28 protein-coding genes and 1 riboswitch are annotated in these 25,328 nt (G+C 70.3%); of the genes, 14 read left to right on the forward strand and 14 right to left on the reverse strand.

All coding sequences use genetic code 11. The annotated features are described in order from the left end of the window. Window positions 1–248 precede the first annotated feature (248 nt). Window positions 249–1,433: an IS110 family RNA-guided transposase gene (locus ESZ52_RS09185; protein WP_131104668.1), complete on the reverse strand. Its 1,185-nt coding sequence runs from the start codon at window positions 1,431–1,433 to the stop codon at window positions 249–251. 313 nt (window positions 1,434–1,746) lie between these two features. Between ESZ52_RS09185 and ESZ52_RS09190 the strand changes: the two genes are divergently transcribed. Continuing rightward, window positions 1,747–1,953 carry an antitoxin MazE-like protein gene (locus ESZ52_RS09190; protein ID WP_131104416.1) on the forward strand — a complete coding sequence of 69 codons (207 nt, stop codon included), beginning with the start codon at window positions 1,747–1,749 and terminating at the stop codon, window positions 1,951–1,953. Next, window positions 1,950–2,276: a type II toxin-antitoxin system PemK/MazF family toxin gene (locus ESZ52_RS09195; RefSeq protein ID WP_131104677.1), complete on the forward strand. Its 327-nt coding sequence runs from the start codon at window positions 1,950–1,952 to the stop codon at window positions 2,274–2,276. Before ESZ52_RS09190 ends, ESZ52_RS09195 begins: the two co-directional genes overlap by 4 nt. Window positions 2,277–2,364: 88 nt before the next feature. Here the strand turns inward: ESZ52_RS09195 and ESZ52_RS09200 are convergent, their stop codons facing one another. Further along, on the reverse strand, window positions 2,365–2,922 hold the full coding sequence (locus ESZ52_RS09200; protein WP_131104678.1) for a hypothetical protein: 558 nt from the start codon (window positions 2,920–2,922) through the stop codon (window positions 2,365–2,367). A gap of 151 nt (window positions 2,923–3,073) precedes the next feature. Between ESZ52_RS09200 and ESZ52_RS09205 the strand changes: the two genes are divergently transcribed. Further along, window positions 3,074–3,508 (forward strand): hypothetical protein, encoded by a 435-nt coding sequence (locus tag ESZ52_RS09205; protein WP_131104679.1) that lies wholly within the window; start codon window positions 3,074–3,076, stop codon window positions 3,506–3,508. A gap of 221 nt (window positions 3,509–3,729) precedes the next feature. Beyond that, a complete protein-coding gene (locus tag ESZ52_RS09210; protein ID WP_131104680.1) occupies window positions 3,730–4,086 on the forward strand; it encodes a hypothetical protein in 357 nt (118 codons plus the stop codon). A 256-nt stretch (window positions 4,087–4,342) separates the two neighbouring features. Here ESZ52_RS09210 and ESZ52_RS09215 read toward each other — a convergent pair whose 3' ends face one another. From ESZ52_RS09215 to ESZ52_RS09235, 5 genes are all read right to left on the reverse strand, one after another. After that, a complete protein-coding gene (locus ESZ52_RS09215) occupies window positions 4,343–5,581 on the reverse strand; it encodes an Nramp family divalent metal transporter (protein WP_238154588.1) in 1,239 nt (412 codons plus the stop codon). Window positions 5,582–5,889: 308 nt separating this feature from the next. Beyond that, window positions 5,890–6,393 carry an OsmC family protein gene (locus ESZ52_RS09220; protein ID WP_131104682.1) on the reverse strand — a complete coding sequence of 168 codons (504 nt, stop codon included), beginning with the start codon at window positions 6,391–6,393 and terminating at the stop codon, window positions 5,890–5,892. Continuing rightward, window positions 6,393–7,535 carry a dimethylsulfone monooxygenase SfnG gene (sfnG, locus tag ESZ52_RS09225; protein ID WP_131104683.1) on the reverse strand — a complete coding sequence of 381 codons (1,143 nt, stop codon included), beginning with the start codon at window positions 7,533–7,535 and terminating at the stop codon, window positions 6,393–6,395. Before sfnG ends, ESZ52_RS09220 begins: the two co-directional genes overlap by 1 nt. Window positions 7,536–7,538: 3 nt before the next feature. Continuing rightward, on the reverse strand, window positions 7,539–8,045 hold the full coding sequence (locus tag ESZ52_RS09230; RefSeq protein WP_131104684.1) for a flavin reductase family protein: 507 nt from the start codon (window positions 8,043–8,045) through the stop codon (window positions 7,539–7,541). 162 nt (window positions 8,046–8,207) lie between these two features. After that, a riboswitch (SAM riboswitch) is annotated at window positions 8,208–8,302 on the reverse strand. Window positions 8,303–8,350: 48 nt separating this feature from the next. Next, complete coding sequence (locus ESZ52_RS09235; protein WP_425600044.1) at window positions 8,351–9,736, reverse strand: aspartate aminotransferase family protein; 1,386 nt, start codon at window positions 9,734–9,736, stop codon at window positions 8,351–8,353. A 139-nt stretch (window positions 9,737–9,875) separates the two neighbouring features. On the opposite strand from ESZ52_RS09235, the gene ESZ52_RS09240 reads away from it, so the two are divergent. From ESZ52_RS09240 to ESZ52_RS09250, 3 genes are all read left to right on the forward strand, one after another. Further along, a complete protein-coding gene (locus ESZ52_RS09240) occupies window positions 9,876–10,334 on the forward strand; it encodes an SRPBCC family protein (RefSeq protein WP_131104686.1) in 459 nt (152 codons plus the stop codon). A gap of 182 nt (window positions 10,335–10,516) precedes the next feature. After that, entirely contained in the window at window positions 10,517–11,203 is a 687-nt protein-coding gene (locus ESZ52_RS09245) for a hypothetical protein (protein ID WP_131104687.1), read from the forward strand. Between the two features lie 192 nt (window positions 11,204–11,395). Next, entirely contained in the window at window positions 11,396–12,739 is a 1,344-nt protein-coding gene (locus tag ESZ52_RS09250; RefSeq protein ID WP_131104688.1) for a phage tail sheath family protein, read from the forward strand. Window positions 12,740–12,748: 9 nt separating this feature from the next. On the opposite strand, the gene ESZ52_RS09255 is transcribed toward ESZ52_RS09250, so the two are convergent. Further along, on the reverse strand, window positions 12,749–13,165 hold the full coding sequence (locus ESZ52_RS09255) for an organic hydroperoxide resistance protein (protein ID WP_131104689.1): 417 nt from the start codon (window positions 13,163–13,165) through the stop codon (window positions 12,749–12,751). A 52-nt stretch (window positions 13,166–13,217) separates the two neighbouring features. Here ESZ52_RS09255 and ESZ52_RS09260 point away from each other — a divergent pair, with 52 nt between their 5' ends. Both ESZ52_RS09260 and ESZ52_RS19895 read left to right on the forward strand, forming a co-directional pair. Further along, complete coding sequence (locus ESZ52_RS09260; RefSeq protein WP_238154579.1) at window positions 13,218–13,685, forward strand: MarR family winged helix-turn-helix transcriptional regulator; 468 nt, start codon at window positions 13,218–13,220, stop codon at window positions 13,683–13,685. A 132-nt stretch (window positions 13,686–13,817) separates the two neighbouring features. Continuing rightward, window positions 13,818–13,952: a hypothetical protein gene (locus ESZ52_RS19895; RefSeq protein WP_272948411.1), complete on the forward strand. Its 135-nt coding sequence runs from the start codon at window positions 13,818–13,820 to the stop codon at window positions 13,950–13,952. A gap of 103 nt (window positions 13,953–14,055) precedes the next feature. Here the strand turns inward: ESZ52_RS19895 and ESZ52_RS09265 are convergent, their stop codons facing one another. From ESZ52_RS09265 to ESZ52_RS09280, 4 genes are all read right to left on the reverse strand, one after another. Next, entirely contained in the window at window positions 14,056–15,054 is a 999-nt protein-coding gene (locus ESZ52_RS09265; RefSeq protein WP_131104691.1) for a glycosyltransferase family 4 protein, read from the reverse strand. Between the two features lie 20 nt (window positions 15,055–15,074). Next, the gene (locus tag ESZ52_RS09270; RefSeq protein ID WP_238154578.1) at window positions 15,075–16,283 is read right to left on the reverse strand and encodes a glycosyltransferase; all 1,209 of its coding nucleotides are present in this window, start codon (window positions 16,281–16,283) and stop codon (window positions 15,075–15,077) included. A 63-nt stretch (window positions 16,284–16,346) separates the two neighbouring features. Next, entirely contained in the window at window positions 16,347–17,783 is a 1,437-nt protein-coding gene (locus ESZ52_RS09275; protein ID WP_131104692.1) for an L-lactate permease, read from the reverse strand. A 92-nt stretch (window positions 17,784–17,875) separates the two neighbouring features. Continuing rightward, complete coding sequence (locus ESZ52_RS09280; RefSeq protein WP_131104693.1) at window positions 17,876–18,343, reverse strand: Lrp/AsnC family transcriptional regulator; 468 nt, start codon at window positions 18,341–18,343, stop codon at window positions 17,876–17,878. 160 nt (window positions 18,344–18,503) lie between these two features. On the opposite strand from ESZ52_RS09280, the gene ESZ52_RS09285 reads away from it, so the two are divergent. The 3 genes from ESZ52_RS09285 to ESZ52_RS09295 all read left to right on the forward strand — a co-directional run bounded on the left by ESZ52_RS09285 (window position 18,504) and on the right by ESZ52_RS09295 (window position 21,815). Further along, entirely contained in the window at window positions 18,504–19,655 is a 1,152-nt protein-coding gene (locus ESZ52_RS09285) for a M20 family metallopeptidase (protein WP_131104694.1), read from the forward strand. 33 nt (window positions 19,656–19,688) lie between these two features. Then, complete coding sequence (locus ESZ52_RS09290) at window positions 19,689–20,873, forward strand: trans-sulfuration enzyme family protein (RefSeq protein WP_131104695.1); 1,185 nt, start codon at window positions 19,689–19,691, stop codon at window positions 20,871–20,873. A 132-nt stretch (window positions 20,874–21,005) separates the two neighbouring features. Continuing rightward, entirely contained in the window at window positions 21,006–21,815 is an 810-nt protein-coding gene (locus tag ESZ52_RS09295) for an alpha/beta fold hydrolase (protein ID WP_131104696.1), read from the forward strand. A 7-nt stretch (window positions 21,816–21,822) separates the two neighbouring features. Here ESZ52_RS09295 and arr read toward each other — a convergent pair whose 3' ends face one another. Next, complete coding sequence (gene arr / locus ESZ52_RS09300) at window positions 21,823–22,257, reverse strand: NAD(+)--rifampin ADP-ribosyltransferase (protein ID WP_131104697.1); 435 nt, start codon at window positions 22,255–22,257, stop codon at window positions 21,823–21,825. Window positions 22,258–22,293: 36 nt separating this feature from the next. On the opposite strand from arr, the gene ESZ52_RS09305 reads away from it, so the two are divergent. Continuing rightward, window positions 22,294–23,025, forward strand: a complete 732-nt coding sequence (locus ESZ52_RS09305) for a UPF0158 family protein (RefSeq protein ID WP_181010012.1) — start codon at window positions 22,294–22,296, stop codon at window positions 23,023–23,025. 48 nt (window positions 23,026–23,073) lie between these two features. Here the strand turns inward: ESZ52_RS09305 and ESZ52_RS09310 are convergent, their stop codons facing one another. Continuing rightward, the gene (locus tag ESZ52_RS09310; RefSeq protein WP_238154577.1) at window positions 23,074–24,435 is read right to left on the reverse strand and encodes an FUSC family protein; all 1,362 of its coding nucleotides are present in this window, start codon (window positions 24,433–24,435) and stop codon (window positions 23,074–23,076) included. A gap of 99 nt (window positions 24,436–24,534) precedes the next feature. Here ESZ52_RS09310 and ESZ52_RS09315 point away from each other — a divergent pair, with 99 nt between their 5' ends. After that, complete coding sequence (locus tag ESZ52_RS09315) at window positions 24,535–25,098, forward strand: SRPBCC family protein (RefSeq protein WP_238154576.1); 564 nt, start codon at window positions 24,535–24,537, stop codon at window positions 25,096–25,098. Window positions 25,099–25,328: the final 230 nt, after the last annotated feature.

Below are 25,328 nucleotides of genomic sequence, written 5' to 3' on the forward strand. Positions count from 1 at the left end.
GCAGCGGTGCTGGTCACTGAAGTGTTGCGTTTCGTCGAGGCTCCCCGGCCGTGCATCGGATAGGGAATCGACACAAACGTGGCCTAGCCAAAGAAGGTGGTCGCTTGATTCATCCAGCCGCGGCCAGCGCACGAGCCGGAAGAGGGGTCGGGATGCCGCGACATTTTGCGTAGTGCTTCCTAGGTGCGTAGTACTCCCCGGGTCTGGCAGCAGTCCCCAGCGACATCCTGTATTGGCACCCCTCTGTGTCAAGAGGCGGCTGGGAGGGTGGTCGTAGGCTTGGTGGTGGCGGGTCCGGGAAGTGGCTTGTCCGAAGAGCCGGCAGCGGGTTGTGAGCCGGTCGCGCTGGAGTCAGAGTCGTCACCCTTGTGCCCTCCCGGGCCCGTCTTTGTGTGCCCGGCGAGGTCGTCGAGCATGGCCTTGTACACCAGGTCGGACAGGCGCCGTTTGAGGCAGCGCAGCGCTTCCATCGACGTCTTCCCGCCGGCCTTCTTGCGGTCGTAGTAGGCGCGGCCCTCGGTGGTTCTGGTGCGCAGCTGCACCACGGCCATGATGTGTAGGACACGGTTGATCTGCCGGTTCCCGCCTCGGGAGAGCCGGTGGCGGGTGTGCTCCCCGGAGGAGGCGTCGATCGGGGCGGTGCCGGTCCAGGACGCGAAGTGGTTGCGGTCGGGGAACCGGGTGACGTCACCGACCTCGACCAGCAGCCGGGCCGCGCCCGAGGGGCCGATGCCGTGCAGGCTCATCAGGGTGGTGCCGGTCGCCTCGACGAGGGCCTTGAGCTCCTTGTCGGCGGCCTTGGTGCGGGCGTAGATCTTCGCCAGGTCCTCGGCCAGCTCGACCGCGTGAGCCTTGCGCACCTTGCCCGCCGCGGTGGTCGGGCGGACCTTCTTCAGCAACTCCTTGGCCTGGGCCGCGGACAGGGACGTCTTGGCCCCGCCAGGGATCAGCTCAAGCAGCAGCTTGTGCAGCTGGCACACCTTGCGGGTGTGCTCCTCGCCCAGGGAGCGGCGCCGATCCACGCACATCCGCAGCACTTCCAGTTGGTCATCGTTGATGACGGGGCGCAGCCCGGACATGCGGACCCCGACCAGGGCGATGGAGTGGGCGTCGGTGGCGTCGGTCTTGCGGCCCTGCCCGGTGGTGAAGATCCGCACCCGGGCCGACATCTTCGCCGGCACGTCGACCACGTCCTCACCGTCGGCGACGAGGCGGTCGGCGACATGCTTGCCGATGCCGGCGCAGCCCTCGACCGCCCAGACCCGGTGCGGCCACGCCCGTGCGTAGGCCAGCAGCCGGGCGTACCCGTCGGCGTCGGTGGAGAACCGGCCGCCACCGAGGATGGACTCATCAGCGGTCATGACCTCGATCGTGACGCTGCGCTTATGCGGGTCCATCCCGATGACGACCCGCAGGGGCTCCTGCTCGTTCATTGCTCGTGCTCCCATTGCTCGCGACAACATGTGGTGTCGAGCTGGGAGGGCACCGCTACGTACGGCTGGGCATACCCCTCTTGAGCCTCTCGCAGCCCTGGCGGTGACCGGGACGACGCACGCCAATTGTGAGCCTCACGCCAGGGGCGTGGGCAGCCGCAAAGAGAACGACCGTCCCGGTCACCTGGGACCGAGCCTGGCCGGGCCCGATCCTGCAGTCAATGAAACACGTAGCCGCTGATCGCTCGGAGAACGTGTGCCTCTCAGTGCACCTTTCTTCCGCCGAACGCTCGTTACATGTAACGTGGTAGGCATGACGGTGAAGCATCGAGTCAGTGAGTACCGGCGCCGGATGCGCGCACGCGGCCTGCGGCCGGTGCAGATTTGGGTGCCCGATGTGCGAAGTGAGCGATTCGTGCAAGAGGCGCGCCGTCAGGCGGCGCTGGTCGCCAGATCGGACCAGCAGTCCGACGACCAGCAGTTCGTCGAGGCGGTTGCCGTCTCCTGGGATGAGGAGTGAGGCGCGGGGAGCTGTGGACCGTCGCCGGGGGTGTGTACGCGTCCAAGCCCAGGCCCGCGCTGATCGTGCAAGACGACCTCTTCGCCGGCACCACATCGGTGACCGTGGCGCCGCTGACGACCACCTTGGTCGACGCCCCTCTGCTACGGGTGCCTGTCTCCGCCGACGACCGCACCGGCCTTCAACATGAAAGCCAGGTCATGATCGACAAGATCACCACAGTGCGCCGCGAGAACGTCGGTTCCCGCGTCGGTCGGCTCGCGCCTGAAAACCTTGTGGAGGTCGAGCGAGCCCTTATGGCGTTTCTCGGCCTAGCCAGATAGACGCCGACAGCACCTCTCCACGACATCCGCTCTTGCCGCTGCGGGCGTCCCTTGCGGCGTCGAGAGGACAAGGCTGCCCAGGTGTGGACTATGCGTCGGGGAACACGATGACGCCCGGAGAGCCGGTGTGTTGGGTACCCCTGTGGAGCCGGGTGCTGTATGTCAGGTCGATCCCGTCGACCACGACTACGGTGCCCGCCTGCAGGGGCGTGACCTTGAGGACGACCTGGTCCCACCCGCGCCCCTCTCCGTGCAGACGCGGCCAGAAGCACGGTCGCTCGGTGGCGTCGCCGTAAACGATGCCGATCCGGGCGTTGTCACAGAGCAAAAGCTCAGCCTGAGCTTCGCCGAAGACGCGCACGCGCGGTTCTGCGTCGATGACCTGGACACGACTGACGTCGTGCTCTTCCACCATGGCGATGTAGACCGGCACAAGCCGGTCGGGGCGCGCGCCGAACTCGTTTCCGACGCCGCCGTAGACGGTCGGATGCGACCACCACCACCCGGCCCCGACCACCACGGCTGCCAGGAGCAGCGCAACAACCGGCTTGTACCGTCGCCGGCGCGTCGAGATTGGAGGCGTGTCGACCTGGCCCCCCGGAGCACATACCCCGCTATAGTGTGCGCCATCGTCGGTGACGGTCATGGCACAGTGTGCAGCCGGTGGCGTGCCAGCACAAGCACCAGGGTCGCTACGCATGGCCTTCCTATGCCGCCGTCGCGCTGCGAGGCAGACGGAAGGTCGGGCTAGACGGCCGGACTGCGATCGGCCCGGTTCAGGTTCTTAGGGTGGTTCCATGAGGAGCACGTTCATCACGGTGCGCGACCTGGAGCTGAGGGTCACGGAGGGCACCCTCCCGTGGGATGAGTCGATTCGCTACGACACCGTCGACCTCATCCTGGACGGCACGAACGTGGTCGACTGGCTGCGCCCTTACGCACGACCCGGGATCGACCCGCCCGAGTACCTCGGTCACCCCGTCGGGACCAACATGACCGAGCTTCTCCTTGGGCAACGCCACGAGGATGAGTCCGGGCGCACAGCGCTGCTTGGATGTACGTGCACCGTCATCGGCTGTGGCCCACTCCTCGCCCGCATCGACATTGGCTCCGAGACTGTGACGTGGTCACACTTCGGACGGGGGCCTGGCGAGGAGTACGACGGGCTCGAGCTGCAGTTCGACCGAGACACCTACATGGACGCGCTCACCCATTACGAGGAGACCACCTGATCCGGGGGCGTAGCCGCACTGGAGGACGCGCGCATCTGCCGCTGGCCAGGTGCTGCGCTCAAGTGGTCAGGCGGGGCGGACAGCTCGCGCTCGACGGCTCGGCGGATCAGCGAATGTCAGGGGGCGTGCGGTGTGCGTGTCCTTGCCCGACAGTTGTGTCGCGGATTCCCCGAGCCAGACCATTCCTATAGGGTTCGGGAGCCCGGCCAAGAGGAGCTTCGGTGCAAAGCTGGTACGTGTGGATGTTCCTGATCATGCTGACCCTTGTCGCATTGGGCGGGCTGCTCATCCACACCTATGCAAGCCGTGGCACGGTGCACCGAGCGTATGGCCGCGACTCGGCCGTCAGCCGACGTTCCCTGACAGACCAAGATGTCGTGCAGGTCAACCGTGACGTGCGGCACAGGGCCAACCTCAGCATCTCGTCTGCGCTGCTGGGCGTCCTACTGCTGTGCTGGTTCGTGATTCCGGGCGTCGCAGTCCCGCCGTGGGCGGTGTCGATCGCGGCTCTGCTTCTCTTCGCCGCTTTCATCCCGCTGATGCGCAAAGAGGACATCATCAACTCGGTCGGAAAGTAGCTCCAGTTCCCGGACTGAGACCGACCTCGACCCCACACCCCAGGCATCCGGTCGGCAGACCCAGGCGAACCGACCTGCTGCGACACTGTCTTCGGTGTGGCGCGCCTCGCGCGTCGGACCAGGCACGCCGCACCCTCACCTCCGGCGGCTCGGCAAGGGTCCGCGCGACGACGGAGCCCGACGGGCGCGTCCCGGTCGACGGCCAGCGTGACGCCGGCGCACGCGACCAGCGCCTGCAGGATGATGTCGCCCGCGGTCAGCCCACGAGGTCGGCGACCGCCCCCCACAGTTGGTTGACGCCCAGCACCAGGAAGATCAGCGTCGTGATGCCCAGCGCCACGTTGAGCCACCACTTGTTGGCCCACTCCGTCGGGATCCGGCGGCCGTTGAGCAGGCCGAGCAGAGTCACCGCCAGGAAGGGCATGAAGAGGGCCCCGAGCACCCCATACGCCAGGATCAGCCCGATCGGGCGACCGAGGAAGAGGAGCAGCATGGGCGGGAACGTGAGCCACAGCAGGTAGAACTTGAAGTACTTGCCACCGACCCGGGTGTCGGGGTGACCCGACTCCACCCCTCGCATGTTGCCCCAGAAGTCGGCGAACATCAGCGAGACGCCGTTCCACACGCCGATGATGGAGGAGAAGGCCGCCGCCCAGAAGCCGACGAGGAAGAAGGTGCCGATGACGTCGCCGTAACGATCCTTGAGGACGTCGTACAGGTCGAGCAACCCCTCGTCGCCCGCGCCGACCGCGGCACCGGCGGCGCGGACAACCTCCGCCCCGACGATGAGCATCGAGATGACGAAGACGCCGGTGAGGACGTAGGCCGTGGTGTTGTCGATGCGCATGACCCGCATCCACTTGGGGGTGTACCACCCCTTCTCGCGCAGCCAGTACCCGTAAGCCGCGAGTGTGATCGTGCCACCGACCCCGCCGGCGAGCGCGAGGGTGTAGACCAGGCCGCCGTCGGGGATCCGCGGCACGAGCCCGGTCAGCATCTCCGGCACGTTCGGCAGAGCTATCACCGCCAGCCCCACGACGGTCACGAACATGATGCCGACCAGCGCGGCCGTGATCTTCTCGAAGACGGCGTACCGGTTGAACCAGACCATGACGAAGCCGAGCAGCCCCATGAGGATCGCCCACAGCGTCAGCGGCACCTGGGGGAAGAGCGCCGCGAGCGGGAGTGCCGTCGACGACATCGCCGAGGCCCCGTAGACGAAGCCCCAGATGATGATGTACGGACCGAAGTACCACGTCGTCCACCGCCCCAGGCTGCGCCATCCCTCGAAGATCGTGTATCCCGTGGCCAGCGTGTAGCGCCCTGCGCCCTCCACGAGGACGATCTTGAGGATCACGCCGACGATGACGGCCCACAGCAGCGTGTAGCCGTAGCGCGACCCCGCCGCCAGGGTGGCGACCATGTCCGCCGCGCCCACACCTGGCCGGCCCTGCGTCCTGAGTCCTGGGTGCTCATGGGTCTCCTCAGTGTGCAGCGCGCCTGGCTCCGCCGCGTGGCACCCTATTCCGGACGCGGCGTGGGCGCTCGACGAATCGCGCAGCGAGCTGTCCGCAGCGCCCGCCAGGATGGGGGTATGCAGCACCGCACCGTCGCCGAGCACCTCGCCGGCCTGCACCGCGCGGTGGACGCGTGCGCACGGTCCGCTCAGGAGGCGGGTGGAAACGAGCGACGGTGCGCTGGGGCGGCTGAGACAGCCCGCTCCAGCGCTCGTCATACCCACGAAGGCCTCGACCGCCGTCGGCACGTCGCAACCGCGTGCCGTAGGTCAGCTGGGTCCGGTTCTCACCCGCGTCGCACTCTGACCTCCGGTGGCTCGGCAAGGGTCCGCGCAACGACGCAGTACCGCTCGGTCAGCTCCAGCAGCCGTGCGACCTTCTCCTCGTCCGCATCGGTGTCGACGTCCACAACCAGCTCGATGTCCGTGAGTCCGACGGGTGCGTCCCGGTCGACGGCCAGGGTGCCGCGGGCGTCCCAGGTGCCGTTGGCGGTGACGCTGGCGGAGCGCACCTCGATCCCGAGCGCGGTGGCGACCGAGGCCAGCGTGACGCCGGCGCAGGCGACCAGCGCCTGCAGGATGATGTCGCCCGAGCAGGCCTCTGTGCCGTCGCCACCCGTGGCAGGGTGCAGCCCGGCCACGACGTCGCCGGCCCAGGTGCCCACCGTGGCGGTCAGCGCCTGCTGGTCCACGACCGCGGTCGCGGTGCTGGTCTGCACGGCCGAGGCGGGGTCCTCGCGGTAGGCGGCCTTGAGCGGCCGCTGCCGCTCCCGCAGGTCCGCGGCCGACATCACGCCACCGCCCCGACGCTCGCGCCGGTGCGGAGCGCACCCGCTTGCGCGGCCTCATACCCCTGCTCCTCCAGCTCGCGGACGAGCGGGATGACCTGCTCCCCGAAGCGCTGCACGTCCTCGTGCACGTGCAGGAAGCCCAGCAGGAGCAGGTCGACGCCGACCGCCTTGTAGTCGAGGATGCGGCGCGCCACCTGCTCGGGCGTGCCCACGAGGCCGGTGCGGAAGCCGTCGTTGTACTGCACCAGGTCGCGGAAGTCGGAGTCGGCCCACATCCCCTTCTGGTCCAGGGTCGAGCGCCCGGCCTGCTTGACCGCCTCGCCGAAGTCGCGCACCTTGTCGGCGTCGGCGCGGGCGATGATCTCCTCCACCACCTCGACGGCCTCCGCCTCGTTGTCCCGGACGACGGCGAAGCCGTTGAGGCCGAAGCGGACCGCTCCGGCGCGGCCGTGGCGCACGGCTCGCTGGCTCACGTCGAGGATCTGCTCGCGCGCGCCCTCGAGGGTGTTGCCGTTCATGAAGTAGAAGTCCGACAGTCTGCCGGCCATCTCGCGGGCGGAGCTCGAGTTGCCGCCCTGGAAGACCTCCGGCGGACGGCTGGGGGAGGGGCGGAAGACGACGTCGCGGGTGCGGTAGAAGTCGCCTCGGAAGGTGAACGGGTCCTCGTCCCACAGGCCGCGCAGCACCTCGATGAACTCCTCGGCGCGGCGGTAGCGCTCCTCGTGGTCGAGCCAGTCGAGGCCCAGGCGGGTGTACTCGTCCTTGAACCAGCCGGAGACGACGTTGAGCGCCAGCCGGTTGCCGTGCAGCTCCTGCGCGGTCGCGGACAGCTTGGCGAGCAGGTGCGGCGGCCACTGGCCCGGGTGGACCGCGGCGATGACGCGCAGCCGCTCGGTCGCGGACAGCAGCCCCAGGGAGAAGCTGACCGACTCGTGCTGGGCGTCGGCGCCGTAGCTGGCCAGGTAGCGCACCTGGGTCAGCGCGTAGTCGAAGCCGACCCGCTCCGCCGTGCGGGCGACGTCGACGTTGTAGGCGGGGGTGTGGTTGGTGCGCTGCTCGATCGTGGACACGACGAGTCCACCGGAGACGTTGGGCACCCAGTAGGCGAAGGACAGGGGAGCGGTGAGGGTGTGGTCAGTCATCGGTCAGGCTCCGATCTGGGCGAGCGGTGCGAAGCGCCCGGCGTGGTGGATCAAGGGGTATGCGGTCTCGCCGTCGGTCGCGCGGTCGACGCGGGCGATGGCCAGGTGGGAATCGCCGGCGTCGACGAGGTCGACGACGGTGCTGACGAGGCGTAGGGCCGTGCCGTGGACCTCCGGGAGTCCGTCGGCCCAGCCCCAGGAGCTGTCGTCTGCGAAGCGACGGGCGCGGTCGGCGGCGAAGCGGGTGGCCAGGTGCTCCTGGTCGTCGCCCAGCAGGTGCAGGGCCGCGCGGCGGGTCCGGGCGAGGACGGGCAGGCTGGAGGAGGTCTTGGCGATGTTGAAACTGACGAGCGGCGGGGTGAGGCTCACCGAGACGACGGAGATGGCGGTGAAACCGACGGGGTCGAGGTGCGGCGCGCGGGCACCGGTGACCACCCAGGTGCTCGCGGCGGCGCGGCGGAAGGCGCTGCGCAGGTCGGTGGGCTGCGCCTGCAGGGTCGATGTGGACATGGCTGTGCTCCTGAAGATTCTGCGGAAAATGCCGGGCACGGCCCAGGGAAGGGCGGCGGCGGGAAGTGGCGGGGCGGCGGCCAGCGCGCGGGTGTCGGGCTCAGCCCGAGACGGCGGTGGCCGCCGAGCGCATCAGCCTGTTCCTACAGAACATCAAGGATTCCTCCATCGGTCCTGGCGTGAGCACCCTGCCCCCCGCAAGGGGGTGGTTGCTGCGGCGTCGGTGAGCCAGGTCTCTCGGCCGCTCTGGATGGTGAGAGGACTGAAACACAGATTCTTCGGATAAGTCAAATGCGAGGTTGGGTTCAGGTCGACGAACCCGCCGCCTCGTCTGCCACCGAGAGGGCGGCATCGAGCACCGACAGGCCCTCAGCCGCCTCACTCGGCGACATGGTGCATGGCGGGACCACGTGGATGCGGTTGTAGTTGACGAACAGCAGCAGCCCGTTGGCCCTGCACTCGGCGACGACGGCGTTCATTGCCTCGCTGGTGCCTCCGTACGGAGCGAGCGGCTCGCGCGTCTGCCTGTCCTTGACCAGCTCGACGGCCCAGAACGCCCCGGTCCCGCGGACCTCGCCGACACTCGGGTGCGACTGAGAGATCTCGTGCAGGCGAGGGCCGATGATCTCCGCACCCAGCAGGGCGGCTCGGGTCACGACGTCCTCGTCGTGCATCACCTGCAGGGTCGCGACCGCAGCAGCAGTGGCCAGAGGGTGCCCGGAGTAGGTCAGCCCGCCAGGGTAGACACGCTCGTCGAACGTCGCCGCGATCTGGGAGTTGATCGCCACCCCGCCCAGGGGGACATACCCGCTGGTCACTCCCTTGGCGAAGGTGAGGAGGTCCGGCACGACGTCATCGTGCTCGATGGCGAACCACCGACCCGAGCGGCCGAAGCCGGCCATCACCTCGTCGGCGATGAAGACGATGCCGTACCTGTCGCACAGCTCGCGGACTCCCGTCAGGTAGCCCGGCGGCGGGACCATGATGCCTGCGGTGCCCGGGATGGACTCCAGGAGGATGGCGGCGATCGTGTCCGGCCCCTCCATCCGGATCGTCTCCTCGAGGTGCTCCAGTGCCCGGGCGCACTCCTCCTGCTCGGTGGCCGCGTGGAACCGGGACCGGTAGAGGAACGGGCCGAAGAAGTGCACGACACCGCTGTTGCCGTAGTCGTTCGGCCACCGTCGCGGGTCACCGGTCAGGTTGACCGCGGTGTCGGTGCCGCCGTGGTAGGAGCGGTAGCGGGTCAGCACCTTGTAGCGGCCGGTGTGCAGGCGTGCCATGCGGACCGCGTGCTCGACGGCGTCGGCGCCGCCGTTGGTGAAGAAGATCTTGTCCAGGTCACCGGGCGTGACCTCCGAGACCATGCGTGCCGCCTCCGACCGGGCGTCGTTCGCGTGCTGGGGTGCGATCGTGCACAGGCGGGCCGCCTGCTCCTGGATCGCCTGAACCACCCGAGGGTGCTGGTGCCCGATGTTGGTGTAGACCAGCTGTGAGGAGAAGTCGAGGTAGCGGTTGCCCTCACCGTCCCAGACGTGGCTGCCGCTGGCAGACACCAGCGTCATCGGGGTGATCCTGGCTTGCGCCGACCAGGAGTGGAACACGTGCTTGCGGTCCAGCTCGTAGGTACGGTCAGGCTCCAGCAGCGGCTGGGGTCCGGTCGGGAGGGAGCGGTTCTCGTCGTTCGTGGCCACGTCCTGAGTATGGCCCGCTCGGTACACCCCGCGGGCCGGTGTCGGGCACCTGGCGCACAGGCAGCTTGGCCGCGCAGTCCGGCTGCAGGTGAGGTTGCATGGAGGTGTTCCTGATTCACCGACACACGGAGGTATGCCCATGGCTCAGGTCACCGAGTCCGTCGACGTCAACGTCCCGATCCGGGTCGCGTACGACCAGTGGACCCAGTTCGAGACCTTCCCCGAGTTCATGGAGGGTGTGGAGTCCATCACCCAGGAGACCGACACCCGCAACCGCTGGAAGGTCAAGGTCGGCGGGGTGGAGCGCGAGTTCGTCACCGAGATCTCCGAGCAGCACCCCGAGGAGCGCATCGCCTGGACCACCGTGGACGGCGACCTGCAGCAGGCGGGCGTGGTCACCTTCCACAAGCTGGACGACAGCACCACCCGCGTCACCATCCAGATGGACTGGGACCCGAAGGGTCTGGTCGAGAAGGCTGGCGCCGCCGTCGGCGTGGATGACCGCCGCGTGAAGGCCGACGCCGCGCGGTTCAAGGAGTTCATCGAGTCCCGCGGCGTGGAGACCGGCGCCTGGCGCGGCGACGTGCCGCGCGACTGACCCGCAACCCACTCACGCACAAGGAGGACCCGGCCGCCACCGAGGCGGCCGGGTCCTTCGCTGCGCGCCGCACCTGACGTCTCCCTGTGACCCTTCCCGAGCCAGCTGGGCGCGGCGGACCCGAGGGCGCAGGGGGAGCAGACGGCATCTCCCGTGGCAGTCACGCTGCATAGGATGCGCCGGTGCCCGACTCTCCGCGCCTGTCGTCCCACCCAGCTGCGCGCCGCACCGGGCGGCCGACCAGCCGACAGCTGCTGTGGCCGGCGCTGGTCTTCGCCCTGGTGCTGGTGGTCGTCGGGACCTGGGTGGTGCAGTGGCTCACCGCTGACGACGCAGGGCCACCGCCCCCGTCCTTCGCCGACCAGGTCGACGCTCTGCCCTTCGTCGAGGAGGTCCGGACCGAGAGCAGCCGGGTCGCAGGGTCGAACGCGACCCGGACGCTGGAGTCCTGGGTCACCCTGTCCGGCGAGGACCTGACCTCGGACCCGGCTGCGGTCGCGGAGGGGCTGGCGGGCGTGACCTGGGGCTACCAGCAGTCGCACTGGAGCGTCGCCGGGCTGCCCTCGACGGCAGAGGTTCGCGACCTCGGCCCGGTGGCGCAGGAGCCCGTGCGGTGGTGGGTCCACGCGACGGTGGCCCTTGCGCACGCCGACCCCCGGGCGGCGCTGGCCTGCCGCATCACTGAGGCAGCCCTGGGGTGCGAGGTGGACGCCGCCGACCTCGGACGGGTGGTCGAGGCGCTCGCCGCCGTCGACGGTTCGGGCATCGAGCCGTGGCTGTCAGGCGTCAGCGCCGAGGAGGGCGAGGAGACCGGCTTCTCGCTGCGGGTGGGTGGGCGCACCTACACCGAGGCGACCAGGATCGGCTGAGGTGCACGCCGACAGGGACGGCTTCAGGGTGAGCCTCCGTAGACACGGCAACCACCTCACGGAACGGCCTACCGGACCTGGCCGGCCTCACACCCTTGGCGAGAACCTGCCAGAGTCGGCCCACCTGAAGGGTTGCTGAGCCGCGCCTTGCAGACCGTGGCGCGCCAGTGCGGCACGGGTCTTCAATGAGGTATGCCGCGCACCCGCCCTCGCGTCGTCGGGGCGCCGGTCCGACGGCTGCCCACCTCCGTCATCGGCTTCGTCGGCGCCGCTGAGGCCGGTCCAGTAGGAACACCCGTCGCGATCCGGAGCGCCGAGGAGTACCACGCGACCTTCGGGCCCAGTCTGGACGCCGACCAGCCGCTGGGGCATGCCGTCGACCTGTTCTTCGCCAACGGCGGCAGAAGCGCCGTGGTCGTCCGTGCGGAGGGAGCGGCACCGGAACAGCTGGTGCCGGACGAAGGCCCGGGTGGGGTGCACGCTCTGGGGGACTCAGGCGTCACGGTGCTGGTGGCACCCGGCCTGACCGCCGCTCACCCGGCACAGGTGCGCGGCGCGCTGAGCTGGTGCGCGGCATACCGGGCGATCCTCCTTATCGACCTGGCTCACGGCCCGTGGACGGCGGCGACCGGGGTAGCCCTGGAGGAGATCGAGGAGCACCGGGAGCGAGCGGCGGCCTACCACCCCTGGGTCGTGGTCGACGGGATGTCGGTGCCGGCGTGCGGTGCGGTGGCGGGTGTCGTCGCGCGGTCGGACACAGAGCGCGGGGTCTGGCAGGCGCCCTCGGGTGTCGGATTGACCGGTATCGACGGCCTCGGCGAGGTGGTGGCTGGCCGCCAGAGCGAGGAGCTCGCCCGGCTCGGGGTCAACACGCTCCGCGAGTTCGTCGGCCGCGGGCCGCTCGTCTGGGGCGCGCGCACGCTCGCCGCGGGACGGACGGCCGAGCCGGCGCAGCGCTACCTCAACGTGCGACGGTTCACCGACCACGTGCTGGCCTCGCTGACCGCTGGGCTGACGTTCGTGCAGCCGGAGCCGAACGACGCGGCGCTGTGGTCGCGGGTGCGGCAGCTGACCGGGGACTTCCTGCACGAGCTGTGGTGGCGGGGAGCGCTGCAGGGCAGCAAGCCGGAGCAGGCCTACCTCACCCGCTGCGGGCTGGGGGAGACGATGACGCCAGACGACGTGGCCGCGGGGACGTGCGTGCTGCTGGTGGGGCTCGCTCCGGTCCGGCCGGGCGAGTTCGACACCCACACGCTGCGCCTGCAGGCAGGTATGCCCGTTGATCTGGATGGGGTGGTCTCGCGCTACATCGGCGAGACCGAGAAGAACCTCAGCCGGCTCTTCGACCGTGCCGAGGAGTCCGGGGTTGTGCTTGTCTTCGACGAGGCGGATGCGCTGTTCGGCCGGCGCACCGAGGTGCAAGAGGCCCACGACAGGTACGCCGGCCGGGAGGTCAGCGTGCTGATCGAGAGGATGGCGCGCGAGCGGGGTGTGCCGGTGCGGTGGCGGCGCGGGGGACCGCCGCCACCGCCCTGAGGGCCTGCGTCAGGCGACGGTGAGGGTGACGTCGATGTTGCCGCGGGTGGCGTTGGAGTAGGGGCAGACCTGGTGCGCCTGCTCGACGAGCTTCTCCGCCTCGGCGCGCTCGACGTGGGGCAGGGTGATCTCCAGGCCGACGGCCAGACCGAAGCCACCGGCGTCGTGGTGACCGATGGAGACGTCCGCGACGACCTCCGACTCCGAGACGTCCGCGCCCGAGCCCTTGGCGACCGAGCGGAGGGCGGAGTGGAAGCACGCGGCATACCCGGCGGCGAAGAGCTGCTCGGGGTTGGTCGCACCGCCGGGGCCGCCCATCTCCTGCGGGGTGCGCACGTCGGTGGCGAGCAGGCCGTCGCTGGTCTCGACGCGACCGTTGCGGCCGTCACCGGTGGCCAGGGCAGTAGCGGTGTAGAGGGAGTTCATGCAGACAACTGTATTGTGCACAATCGATTTGCGCAAGCGCTATGCTGGGTGGGTGGACAGTTACCCTCAGCTCGCCCTCGACCAGCAGATCTGCCTGCCGCTGTATGCCGCATCGCGCGCAGTGACCCGACGCTACGGAGAGCTGCTCGCCGAGGTCGGTCTGACCTACCCGCAGTACCTCGCCCTGCTGGCGCTGTGGGAGGCGGAGGGACCGCTGAGCGTGCGCGAGCTGGGTGATCTGCTGCACCTGGACTCCGGCACCTTGACGCCGCTGCTGAAGCGGATGGAGAGGACCGGCCTGCTCACCCGGGTGCGCGACGAGCGCGACGAGCGGCGGGTCCTGGTGTCGCCGACCGACCAGGGATGGGGCCTGCGCGCCCGCGTGGCCGACATCCCGGCCCAGCTGGCCGGGGGGATGGGCATGACCGTGGCGGAGGGGCGCACGTTGCGTGGCCTGCTGGACCGGGTGATCGGCCAGCTGGAGCCGGAGCGCGGCGGCGGAGGGGCGGCCGCCCGCTAGGGCCGCGGGCAGATCCCTCTGGTGCGACGCGGCGTACCCGAGCCTGGACGGCCACGGCCGACCAACTCCCAGCACCGGGGCGTAGGGTGCCAAGATCGGGACCGTTCAGGTCCTGCCACCAAGGGGCACACCATGGCTGACAAGTCTCCGCGCAACTCCCTCTCCAAGAAGTCCGGCAAGTCCATCAAGGAGAAGCGGGCCGACAAGCGGGCCAAGACCGAGCAGGCATCCGCCGTCGAAAGCACACTGCATCCCAAGAAGCGCTGACTCGGAGTCTGGCTTCCAGCGGGACCGGCCTGCTCCCGCCGGGCGAACGGGCGCTGGCCACCATCCCGCTCGGGCGCTATGGCACCAGAGGACCGGTGCCGGCTCAGTCGAGATCGCGGTAGATCCCGACCAGCCGCTCGGCCGCCGCGGAGCTGTCGAAGCGCTCCGCGATCTGCTCTGACCTCTGCCGCCATCTCGCGCGCTCGGACTCGTCCTCGCGCAGGAGGTTGATGGCGGCGGCGAACGTGTCGTCCTCGCAGCGGAGGACGTCGTCGCCGAAGGTGTCGTCGTACTCCGCCAGGTTGCGCGCCACGATCGGCAGGCCCGCACCTGCCGCTTCGAGGATGCACATCGGGTGGTTCTCCTGCTCGGCCGGCAGGCAGAAGACGTCGGCCGCCTGCAGGTACGCCTTGACCTCCGGGTGCGGCAGCACGCCGGGGAAGAGCAGGTTGTCAGGTGCCCGGTCCATCAGCCGCCGCATCAGGCCGTGCTCGGCCCCCAGGTGCTTGAAGGGGATGCCGCCCACCCAGACGAAGGTCGTCTCGGGATCCTGGCGCGCCAGCTGGTCGAAGACGTCGACCCGCTTGCGCGGTTGCACCTGTCCCACCCCGACCACGACGAAGGCGTCCTGCGGGATGTCCAGGCGCCGGCGCGCTGCGGCCCGGTCGTCCGGTGTCGTCCGGTAGGCCCGCATGTCGATGGTGTTGTGGAAGACCTCGATCCTGTCCCCCGGCACCTTGAGCTCGTCCTCCAGCGCCCGCGCGACCGTGCCCGACACCGCCAGGACCTTGTCGGCCTTGCCGTAGAACCACTGCATGTAGCGCCGCGCGACGGGCCGCCAGTACCTCGCCAGCCGGATCGAGCCGACCAGCGAGTCGGGGATCAGGTGCGCCGACACGACTTTCTTCGCCCTCGGGTCGCGGATCTTGGGCCACATGCCCGCCCCGACGGTGTGCAGGTGGTAGACGTCGCAGTCCACCTGCTCGCGGTAGCGCCCGCGCACCAGGGCGATATCGCCGCGCCGCTCCAGCGCCTCGGCCAGCTCGACGTATGCCGTGTGCACGCCGTGCCCCTGCACCGAGACGTCGCTCTCGCTGGCCATGTTGACGACCAGACGCCGGCTCAGGCCGCCCACCTCGCGGTGCCGTTGGAGCCGCGGGCGCGGTCGTAGGTGGCACAGACGGCGTCGACGAAGGCCGCCCGGCCGAACCCGGATGCCGTCTGCTGCGCTCCCGCGCCCCACCGGCGGCGCAGCTCGGGCTCGCGCAGCAGCTGGGTCATCACCCGCGTGAACTCCTCGGGCTCGCGGTAGCGGTAGCCGTTGTGGCCTCCCTGCACCATCCCGTCCAGGGAGGCGTCGTCGCGGCACAGCACCGGGACACCGCTGGCCAGGGCCTCCAGGAAGGTCAGGCCCTGGGTCTCGCTGCGGGAGGCGGACACGAAGACGTCGGCCAGGCGGTAGTAGTCGGGCACCTGCGCCGGGGCGACGGCACCGACGAACCGGACCCGGTCGGTCATGCCGTGCCGCTGCACCTGCTCTCGCAGCATCCCGGCCTGCGGCCCGTCACCGGCCAGCACCAGCTGCCACGGGGTGTCGCGGACGGGGGCCAGCAGGTCGATGGTCTCGGTCACGCTCTTCTCGGCGGCCAGCCGGCCCAGGCTGAGGATGACGGGTATGCCGTGGGTCAGGTTGAGCTCTGCCCGCAGACTCTCCGAGGGCGGCCCGGGCGTGAACCGGGTCAGGTCGATCCCGGTCGGGACGACCGAGATGGGGACGTGCACGCCATACCTCAGGAGGAGTTTCTCGATCTTGGCGGTGGGGGCGATGACGGTGGTCGTCCGGTTGAGCGTCTGCCGCGTGAAGCCGGCGCAGATCGCCCGGCCTGCGCCCTTGTGCGGGAAGAAGTAGTGGGTGTAGTCGGCGTAGAGCGTGTGGTAGGTGTGCACGTGCGGCGCGCCGAGCCGGTTGGCGAGCCGCAGGGCCCACCAGAACGCGGAGAACTCGGTGTGCGAGTGCAGCACGTCGGGCCGCCACGCGACCAGCTCGGCGAAGGTCGCGGGGGCGACGAGGCGCCCGACCCTGGCGTGCGGGTAGATCGGGCTGGCGTCCAGGGACGGGAGCCGGTAGACGCTGCCGTCGAAGGTGGTGCGCCGGCCGGGACCGACCGTCAGGACGCGGACGTCGTGCCCGGCCTCCAGCAGACCCTGACGCAGCTCGTCGATGGAGGTGACCACGCCGTTGACGGTGGGCCGGTAGGAGTCGCTGAGCAGCAGCACACGGCGCGGCCGCGCACCGCGTCGGCGCGCGTCGAGACTGCTCGATGTCCCCATGCACTGATGGTGTCGGAAAAAAGCCGGTTTCACCATGATCCCCTGCGGCGCGTCCGCAGGCAGCTACAGCAGCAGCACGTTCCACAGCCCCAACGCCAGCACGATCGCGATGTCGATGAGCAGAACCTCGCGGGTGACCTTGGACAGCGAGGCGGGCCGCGTCGCCGCTGTCGCATCCGAGGTGGCCTGGGGCGGCACGCTCCGCACCGCCAGCAGCACCCGCGCCGGGGAGGCCATCGTGAGCAGGCCGGCCGCAGCGTTCTGCACGCCGACGAAGGCCAGCACGGAGACCCCGAGCCCTTCCGCCACGGCCCCCTGCGCTGCAGCGAACATCGAGTTCGCGCCGGCGCCGGAGCCGGTGATGAAACCGCCGAAGGCGCCGAGGGCCGGCCCGAGCACGAGCGCCACGGAGCCGGTGGCCTGGATCGCCTCGCCGATCGGCACGGTCAGCCCGCCCAGGACCATGAGGACGCCGAGCAGCAGGAAGGCAGCGGTCGGCAGCGCGGTCGCCCGACCGAGGTGTCTGACGTCGACAGCCAGCTGCCGGGTCGTCTCCCGGTCGACGTCCAGCCAGCGCAGGGCGACCAGGCAGGTGAGGACCAGCCAGACGGCGGGGGAGGCGACGGTGGCCCACGCGCCGGTGATGTCGAGCGCAGTGACGGTCACCGTGCTGGCGAGGATGCCGCCGAGCAGCAGGAGGTACGGCCCCACCGCGTGCCGTACCTCCCTCGGCAGCGTGATGCGGGTGCCGTGCACTCGCCGCCACGCCAGGTGGACGACGACGGCCAGCAGACCGCCCAGGGCGCCGGAGGGCGCCATACCGATGAGCAGGCTGGAGGCCAGGATCCCGGCCCCGAGCACCAGGCCCGAGACGATCCCGGCCGCCACCGCGCCGGGGGAGCGGCCGCCCGGGACCATCAGCACCGCGGCGATCCCGACACCGACGGTGACCACCAGGTTGGGCCAGGCGGTGGCGATGCCGACCGCCTCCGTCGTCTCGCCGATGAGCCGCCCGGCGATGATCGTGCCCGGCCCGAGCGCGCCCCACGGCACGGCACACAGCCCGAGCAGGCCCAGCACGGCCGACCGGTGCGGACTGAACCCGGCGGCGGCCAGGAGGGGCACCCCGACCAGGACGCCGACGCCGAAGCCGGTCACCGACTCGGCGAATGGTGTCACCCCGTGCACCACCAGCAGGGCCGTCGCGACCTGTCCTCCGGTCATCCGCCCCAGCCACCCGGCGAGCACACCCTGCGCGCCGGACGCGGAAAGGATGCGGGCCAGCGCGATGCCGGCCGCGATGATGACGATCACTTCTACGGCGGTCGGCAGCCACCGCAGCAGTCCGGGCAGGACGTCACCGGCGCCGTCCGAGAAGACGGTCGCGATGAGCACCCCGGCGACCACGATCCCCGCCGTGGCCGAGCGCATGGCCGACACCCGCAGGGCCAGCAGCACCGAGACGACGACCAGCGGCAGGCTCGCCAGTGCCGCCTGCATCAGCGTTGCCTCCCGGTCACCCCGGGACCATAGCCAGCGGCACGCTGCGGGCGACGGCCCGGTCCGGAATCGAGGTTCGAAGGAGAGGTCTTTCAGGCAAGGGGGACGTCGAGAGAGACCTTCGTGCGGTCCAGGACGACGAGCGTCTTGAACCGTCGGACGTTGGGGTTGCCGTAGAACAGCTCCCGGGTCAGCTGCAGGTACTGGGGCATGTCCCGCAGCAGGAACACCAGGACGAAGTCGCAGTCACCGGTGACGTTGTAGCACTGCTGCACCTGGGGGCAGGACAGGAAGGCTGCCTGCACCTGGTCCAGCGGCGTCGCCTGCTCGCTCTCCACCTCGACCTGAGCGATGACCGTGAGCGCGTGCCCCAGCAGCTCCGGCGCCAGGACGGCGGCCGTCCCCGTGACGTAGCCCTCGTCGGTCAGGCGACGGAGTCTGCGGTTGACCGCGGCCGCGGACAGACCGACGCGTGCACCGAGCGCCGCCTGGGGGAGCCGAGCGTCGGTCTGGATCGCCGCGAGCAGCCGGCGGTCGATGTCGTCCAGGGGAGTGGCCATGCCTCGATGATCGACCTTCGGTCGCTACTCACGCAACGTCGTTGCGTGATCCGCGTGGTTTCGCGACCGGTTGTTCCGCGCAGGTGGACGACCTTGCACTGGGCGGAGAGGATCAGGTGGTGACCACCAACCTGGGGACGGCGAACGCCTCCTGCCCGGTATGTCGATGACGACAACCATGCAGACCACGACGACGTGGGACGTCGCCCAGCTGACGGCGGAGCTGGTGTCCGTCGACAGCGTGAACCCCGGACTGGTGCCGGGCGCGGCCGGAGAAGAGCCCATCGTCGACCTGCTGGCCTCGCGACTTGGGCAGGCGAGTTTCACGGTGACGGTTGTCCCGGCCCGCGGGCGTGGGGGGCGACCGAGCCTGATCGCTGCTCCTCCGGTCACTGGAGACGGTCCGACCATCGTCCTCAACGGGCACCTCGACACCGTCGGCGTCGACGGCATGACGGACCCGTTCGTGCCGCGCACAGAGGACGACCGGCTCTACGGCCGCGGCGCAGCCGACATGAAGGGCGGCGTCGCCGCCCTGGTCGTGGCCGCGCGGCGGCTCGTCTCGGCCGGCTCGCCCGTGCGACCCGTGCTCGCGCTGGTCGCCGACGAGGAGGACGCCAGCGTGGGGAGCGAGGCGGTCATCGCCGCGCTGCCGGAGCTCGGCATACTCCCCGACGCCTGTCTGATCGCTGAGCCCACCGACCTCGCGCTGGCGCGGTCGCTCCGTGGCTTCGTCGTCGTCCGGGTCCGTTTCCCAGGACGGGCGGCACACAGCTCGCAGGCCGAGCTCGGCGTCAATGCGGTGACCCACCTCGGCCGCTTCCTGCACGCGATCGACGAGCGGTCCGCAGACGTGCGTGCTCGTGGCGGCGACCTGATGGCGACGCTCGTGGCCGGTGGCTCCTCCGCCTTCGTGATCCCGCACCAGGCCGAGTGCCTCGTGGAGATGCGGCTGACCCCGGAGCAGGAGAGCGGCGAGGCGATGGACGAGATCCGCGCGCTGCTCGACGCGGCCTGGGGCGCCGAGGTCGAGCTGGTCGGTTCCCGCGAGGGGTGGAGCCTCGACGAGGAGGGTATGGCGGCTCGGCTCGCCACCGCCCTGGGCGAGCGGCTCGGCACCCACGCGACTTTCGACGCGCCGTACTGGATGGAGGCGCCGCTCTGGCAGCAGGTGTGCCCCACGCTGGTCTGCGGGCCGGGCGGCGGTGGCCTGCACGCGGTCGACGAGTGGGTCGACCTCCGTCAGCTCCGGACCTTCACGAGCGCGCTCGTGGAGGTCCTCCAGAACTGGTCGGTCGACGACCGCCCCTGAGACGCCATCACACGACATACCAAGGAGAGCCTGATGACAGCCACGAACCCGTACCGGCCCGGCCGCGACCACACCTCGCGGACCTACCCGGTAGTTCCCCCGATCTACCAGACGACGACCTTCGAGCTGGACGACACGTCCTACGACGACATCCAGGGGACCGGTGGGCTGCGGGAGACGTGGTACTCCCGCTTCAACAACCCGACCGTCGACGCGGCGGCGGCGGAGGTGGCGCGGCTGCACGGGGCGGCGCGGTCGATGATGACCGCGAGCGGGATGGCGGCCATCGCGACGACCCTCGTGACGCTGCTGCGCAGCGGGGACACCGTCATCGCCTCCAAGCAGGTCTACGGCGACACCGACGACCTGCTGCAGCGCGACCTGCCCGCGCTCGGCATCAACGTGGTGCGGGTCGACGCCTTCGACACCGCCGAGTGGGAGCGCGCCGCGCAGGAGCACCGCCCGGCGGTCCTGTATGGCGAGACGTTGTCCAACCCGCAGCTGCGGCTGATGGACATCCCCGCCGTCGCCAAGGTCGCGGCCAGCGTCGGGGCACGCCTCGTGGTGGACAACACCTTCGCGACGCCGTTCTGCACCCGCCCGCTGGCGCTCGGTGCTGACGTGGTCGTGGAGTCGGCCACCAAGTTCCTGGCCGGACACTCCGATGTCGTGGCGGGGGCGGTGACGACGGACGACGAGGAGCTCATGGAAGAGGTGCAGCGCCGTCTCATCACCTTCGGCGGCTGCATGGACCCGCACGCGGCGTTCCTGGCGTGGCGCGGGATGCGGACGTTCGGGGTGCGGCTGGCCGAGGCGTGCCAGGCGGCCGACATCATCGCCACCAAGATGGCGGACGAGCCCGGCGTCGAGCACGTGCGCCATCCCAGCCGGATGGACCACCCGGACGCCGGCCCGGTCATCGATGCCGTGATGCCGCACGCCAAGGGCGCGATGCTCAGCCTCGCCCTGGAAGGCGGGGACGAGCGGGCTCTTGCCGTGCTGCGCCGGCTCCGGGTGGGTGTCGAGGCGACGAGCCTGGGGGGCGTGGAGACCCTGGCGAGCGTCCCGTTCAACTCCTCCCACTTCAACATGACCCCCGAGCAGCGTCTGGATGCCGGGATCCCGCCCGGGCTCCTGCGCCTGTCCGTCGGGCTCGAGGGCGCGGACGAGCTCATCGAGGACCTGCGGCAGGCGATCGCGGGGACGGCGAGCGGCTGACGAGGGGTGGGCTGCGCGCCGCAGGGCCAGGGTGCGGGCCGTCCGGCTCCTGAGCACGACCTCGCTGGTGGCGCTGGTTCAGGGCGAACTTCGTCATGGACCTGGGGTGAGGTCCGGAAGTACGGTCGATGTATGGAGACGGCCCGCGTGCAGGGCCTCCGCCTCGCCTACCGCAGGAGCGGTCGCGGGCGGACGGTGTTCTTCGTCCACGGCGGCGCCCAGGACGGCCGCGCCTGGACGCCGCAGCTGGAGGCACTGTCCGACGAGTTCAGCGTGATCGCGTGGGACGAGCCGGGCGCCGGCGGATCCGATGATGTGCCGGACGGGTTCGGCCTGGCCGACTATGCCGACTGCCTTGCGGGCTTGATCAGGACGCTCGGCGCGTCGCCTGCGTCGATCGTCGGGCTCTCCTGGGGCACGACCGTGACCCTCGAGCTGTACCGCCGCCATCCCGAGGTGGTCCGCAGCATGGTCCTGGCTGGTGGGTATGCCGGGTGGCGGGGCTCCCTGGGGTCTGAGGAGGCAGAGGCGCGGCTCGCCGCCCTCCGCCCAGGATCGTCTCGGGCCTCGTCGGCCGCGGCGCGGCTCGATGACGCCTCCGGTGACGCCACGCCGGGGCTCTTTGCCGGGGATCCACCAGCCGACTTCGTGCCGCTCATGCGAGCCATGGCGGCGCAGGTCCGGCCCCAGAGCGCATCGACGGCCCTCGTGGCGATGGCGCAGGCCGACCTGACCGACGTGCTGCCGACCATCCGGGTGCCCACGCAGCTGATCTGGGGCGCGCGTGATGCGCGGTCGCCGCTGTCTGTCGCGCGCGAGTTCGAACGCCGGATCGCCGACGCGCGACTCGACCTCATCCCTGGGTGCGGGCACGTCAGCAACCTGGAGGCGCCCGAGAGTTTCACCGACCTGTTGCGGGCCTTTCTTCGCGAACATGCGTGAGCCACCATCAGTCCTCGATGGTGGCCTCGCCACGCCGCTCCAACGCCTCCAGCCCCTCGCGCATGGCCTGCAGCTTCTCGGGCGAATGACCAACCCAGTCCGCGAGCTCGCCCACCACGCGCAAGGGCTCGCGGGACCGGAAGGACCGCGTCGGGTTGCCGGGGAACTTCTTGTCCGTGACGTTGGGGTCGTCCTCGAACTCGCCCAGCGGCTCCACGATGTAGATGTGGCCTCGCCCGTCACCGGCCGCCAGCTCGGCACCCCAGGTGGCCGCGTCCAGGGTCTGGGTGAAGTAGACGTAGTTCATCCTCCGACCGGCCTCGAAGTTGGACTGCCGGCCCGGCACGAGCAGGTCACCGATGGACAGGTCGGCCTTCGTGCCGTGGAGATAGACGCCTGGCTCGTGAACCTCGAACGGGACCGGCTCCCGCGCCTCGCTCATGGACGCGACAATACCGCCGCCAGCACAATGGAGGGCGTGCCTCTTCGTGAGTTTCGTACCGCGTTGCGCGGAGCCACCTACCGCGGCGACGTGCCGGAGATCATCCGGCTGCTGGAGGAGAGCACCTGGCCGGAGGAGGTACTGCAGCTTGTCGGTGGCGCACTTCTCGTCGCACTGAGCTCTTCTTCGCCGGAGTGCCACGACCTGGCCCATCGCTGTGTCGCGAGGCTGCGAGATCGTGCCTGGGATGGTGACGCCGACCTGGCGGAAGCGATGTGCGCGCGGCTCGGCGAGAGCCCTCAGCCGATGCTGCGCCCCATACCCGTCGATCTGGCAGAGCTGGCCGACGTCCGCGAGGGCGACCCCGCCCACGGCGGTGGCCGAGTCGACCTCAGGACGGGCGAGGTGTGGCCGGAGATGTCCTTCGACGACGACCTCGAGGACAGCGACGACGAAGAAGACGACGACGATGAGGACCGTGAGGACTCGAGGTGGCTGTGGGTCGACCCTGTCGGCTCGCGTCCCGGCTACCGCGACATGGAGATATTCATCGACCGGCTCGACGACGCCCACGACGCCGAGCTCCTGACGGTCGCGATCAGCGGGCCGGGTGCGTTCCGTCGGTTCAAGCAGGTGCTCGCGTCTCGACCGGAGGCCGCGGACCGGTGGTACGCGTTCAGTGAAGACCGCACTCGCGGTCGCGCTCGCGCGTGGTTGGCTGCTCAGGGATACACGCCGGCCCCGCGACGGGCAGCGCCAGGGCACTGACGGTGAGGAGCCGCCGGGCGAGCCCTGGCTGCACGTCCACCGGCCAGCCTAGGAGTCGGCGTCTCGTTCTCGACCCGTCGACCGTGACCGTAAGCGGCGGCGCAGCACGAGTCGGGCCGCGCGAGAGGCGTGACCAGGACGGGTCACCAGGGAGCGCAGGCGGTTGGCTCGTGAGGTGGTGATCATGTCGCGGAGGAGCACATTGCCCGGGTGGGGCAGGCGTGGCTTGCGCGACTGCTGCTGCTCGCGGAGCCGGGCGCGGTCCTCGAGCTTGAGCGGGACCAGCACATGGTCGACCGCGGTGAGGATGGATCCTCGGAGCAGCCACAGCGTGGTCTCCTGTCGCGGGTCCACCAGGAGCAGCTCGGTGAGGATGGCACGGGCCTCACCTGCGTCGTCCAGGCTTTCGGAAAGGTTTCGCTCGACCTCCGCCTCGGACTTCTGCGCCTCGGCCACCACGAGCGCCCCGAACGCGTCCAGGCTGTCCGCGACGTAGTCGAGCAGGACAGCGAACGCGGGGCGCACCTCCTCGCCATAGCCGTCGTCGGGTGTCTCGTGGTCGGGAGCCTCCGTGAGCATGGTGGCGAAGAGGGTGCGGATCGCGAGCAAGGACCGGTCCAGGGAGGCCAGACCAGTCCGCAGAACAGGCTCCACCTCCGGAGTGCCGATCGCCCGCGGGTTGAGCCGCCGCAGGTCGGTGACGGTGCTGATCGCCTGTGCCGTGCGGTCCGCGACCTGCGCGACCGCGCGTGCCTGGTCGAGCCAGGTGCTCACCGCGTCCTTGGTGATCGGCCTTTCGGTCATCGACGAGGCGGCTGTGCGCAGGCACTCAGCCTCGAGGCTGGCGACGGTGCGCAGATCCGCCACCGCCGCCCGGATCGGCACCGGCGGGGGGAGAAGGAAGTTGAACGCCATACCCACGCCTGCACCGATGAACGTCGTGAAGATGCGGGTCTCCGCGGCGATCTCCTGGCCGCCCGTGCCCAGGATGAGCATCGCGCTGATCGCTGCCTCCAGCCGCTGGTCGCCCAGCCGCAGGATGGCGGCGAGCAGCAGCGCCGCCGCGATCGCCGCTCCCAGGCTCCACCAGGTCAGACCGACCCATGAGGACAACGTCACCGCCACCAGCACCCCGGTCAGCACGGCGCCCACGCGGACGACGCCCATCTGCAGGCTCGCGGAGGCCGACGCCTGGACCACCAGGAGGGCGGTGAGCGCGCCCGTCAGGTCGATCGGTCCGTCGACCAGCCACACCGTCAGCAGGTAGGCCACGACAGCGGCGGTCGTCAGCCGGGCCGCCCACACCAGCAGCGGCCCCACCGGCTGAGGCAGCAACCAGGACGGCGCCACCCGCCTCAGGGCGGGACCGAACCGGCGCAGCGACATGCGCGCACGAGCAGACTCGGGCATAGGACCTCCCGACGCAGGCCGGAGACTGCCAGCGTACAAGCCGGTGTTGATCCGGCGTGGTGACTCGAGGTGCCCCTTTGTCATAGTGAACGTGTGGATGTGCCTGTTCGCATCGCCGACCAGGGCAGAGAAGGCCTGCCGTGGGTGTGGCGGGCCGCGCCTGACGAGGTGAGCGCACGCTACGGGTGCGACGCGGGTATGCAGCCGCGCGACGACCGGCTGGTGCGCGCCATCACCATCCAGGCCGAGCCTGAGGTCGTGTTCGCCTGGCTGGGAAACCTGCGCGTCGCGCCCTACTCCTACGACTGGTTGGACAATCTCGGACGGCGGTCACCTCGGCAGCTCCGCGCCGACCTCGGTCCGCTGCGGCCCGGTCAACGGGTGATGTACATCTTCGAGGTCGAAGGGGTCGAGCAGGGCCGGAGCGTCACGATCCGAGCTCGCCCCGGCCTGGGACGCCGGATCTTCGGGGATGTCCGGGTCACGTATGCGGTGGCTGCAGGGGAGCCCGGCTGTGGAAGTCGTCTCGTGGCGGTGCTGAGGTTCCGGGCGACGGGAGGTACCGCGGACGCCGTGCGTCGTCGGCTGCTGGCGTGGGGTGACCTGCTGATGATGCGCAAGCAGCTGCGGACGCTCCGCGATCTGGCGCAGGCGCACCCCTGAGGCAGGTCACCGCACAAGCGCGCGCCCGGTCGGTGCAGAACGTGCGCCCGGTCGGTGCAGAACGTGCGCCCGGTCGGTGCAGAACGTGTTCCCGGTCGGGGGAGCGGCGGGGCGCTGGGTGAATGCAGGGGCAGGGCGTCCTGATAGGTATGCTCGATCACGCATGGGCATCCGGCGAGCCATGGTGAGAAAGATCTCGTTCGGCGAGCCGCCACGTCTCCGGACGCCCG

The organism is Ornithinimicrobium sufpigmenti, assembly GCF_004322775.1.
GTDB lineage: Bacteria > Actinomycetota > Actinomycetes > Actinomycetales > Dermatophilaceae > Ornithinicoccus > Ornithinicoccus sufpigmenti.

Excerpts from the sequence above, each read along its gene's own strand:
- ESZ52_RS09185 (WP_131104668.1), bottom strand. The coding sequence starts at position 1,433 with ATGAACGAGCAGGAGCCCCTGCGGGTCGTCATCGGGATGGACCCGCAT.
- ESZ52_RS09190 (WP_131104416.1), top strand. The coding sequence starts at position 1,747 with ATGACGGTGAAGCATCGAGTCAGTGAGTACCGGCGCCGGATGCGCGCA.
- ESZ52_RS09200 (WP_131104678.1), bottom strand. The coding sequence starts at position 2,922 with ATGACCGTCACCGACGATGGCGCACACTATAGCGGGGTATGTGCTCCG.
- ESZ52_RS09205 (WP_131104679.1), top strand. The coding sequence starts at position 3,074 with ATGAGGAGCACGTTCATCACGGTGCGCGACCTGGAGCTGAGGGTCACG.
- ESZ52_RS09220 (WP_131104682.1), bottom strand. The coding sequence starts at position 6,393 with ATGTCGGCCGCGGACCTGCGGGAGCGGCAGCGGCCGCTCAAGGCCGCC.
- sfnG (WP_131104683.1), bottom strand. The coding sequence starts at position 7,535 with ATGACTGACCACACCCTCACCGCTCCCCTGTCCTTCGCCTACTGGGTG.
- ESZ52_RS09230 (WP_131104684.1), bottom strand. The coding sequence starts at position 8,045 with ATGTCCACATCGACCCTGCAGGCGCAGCCCACCGACCTGCGCAGCGCC.
- ESZ52_RS09240 (WP_131104686.1), top strand. The coding sequence starts at position 9,876 with ATGGCTCAGGTCACCGAGTCCGTCGACGTCAACGTCCCGATCCGGGTC.
- ESZ52_RS09250 (WP_131104688.1), top strand. The coding sequence starts at position 11,396 with ATGCCGCGCACCCGCCCTCGCGTCGTCGGGGCGCCGGTCCGACGGCTG.
- ESZ52_RS09255 (WP_131104689.1), bottom strand. The coding sequence starts at position 13,165 with ATGAACTCCCTCTACACCGCTACTGCCCTGGCCACCGGTGACGGCCGC.
- ESZ52_RS19895 (WP_272948411.1), top strand. The coding sequence starts at position 13,818 with ATGGCTGACAAGTCTCCGCGCAACTCCCTCTCCAAGAAGTCCGGCAAG.
- ESZ52_RS09265 (WP_131104691.1), bottom strand. The coding sequence starts at position 15,054 with ATGGCCAGCGAGAGCGACGTCTCGGTGCAGGGGCACGGCGTGCACACG.
- ESZ52_RS09270 (WP_238154578.1), bottom strand. The coding sequence starts at position 16,283 with ATGGGGACATCGAGCAGTCTCGACGCGCGCCGACGCGGTGCGCGGCCG.
- ESZ52_RS09275 (WP_131104692.1), bottom strand. The coding sequence starts at position 17,783 with ATGCAGGCGGCACTGGCGAGCCTGCCGCTGGTCGTCGTCTCGGTGCTG.
- ESZ52_RS09280 (WP_131104693.1), bottom strand. The coding sequence starts at position 18,343 with ATGGCCACTCCCCTGGACGACATCGACCGCCGGCTGCTCGCGGCGATC.
- ESZ52_RS09285 (WP_131104694.1), top strand. The coding sequence starts at position 18,504 with ATGTCGATGACGACAACCATGCAGACCACGACGACGTGGGACGTCGCC.
- ESZ52_RS09290 (WP_131104695.1), top strand. The coding sequence starts at position 19,689 with ATGACAGCCACGAACCCGTACCGGCCCGGCCGCGACCACACCTCGCGG.
- ESZ52_RS09295 (WP_131104696.1), top strand. The coding sequence starts at position 21,006 with ATGGAGACGGCCCGCGTGCAGGGCCTCCGCCTCGCCTACCGCAGGAGC.
- arr (WP_131104697.1), bottom strand. The coding sequence starts at position 22,257 with ATGAGCGAGGCGCGGGAGCCGGTCCCGTTCGAGGTTCACGAGCCAGGC.
- ESZ52_RS09310 (WP_238154577.1), bottom strand. The coding sequence starts at position 24,435 with ATGCCCGAGTCTGCTCGTGCGCGCATGTCGCTGCGCCGGTTCGGTCCC.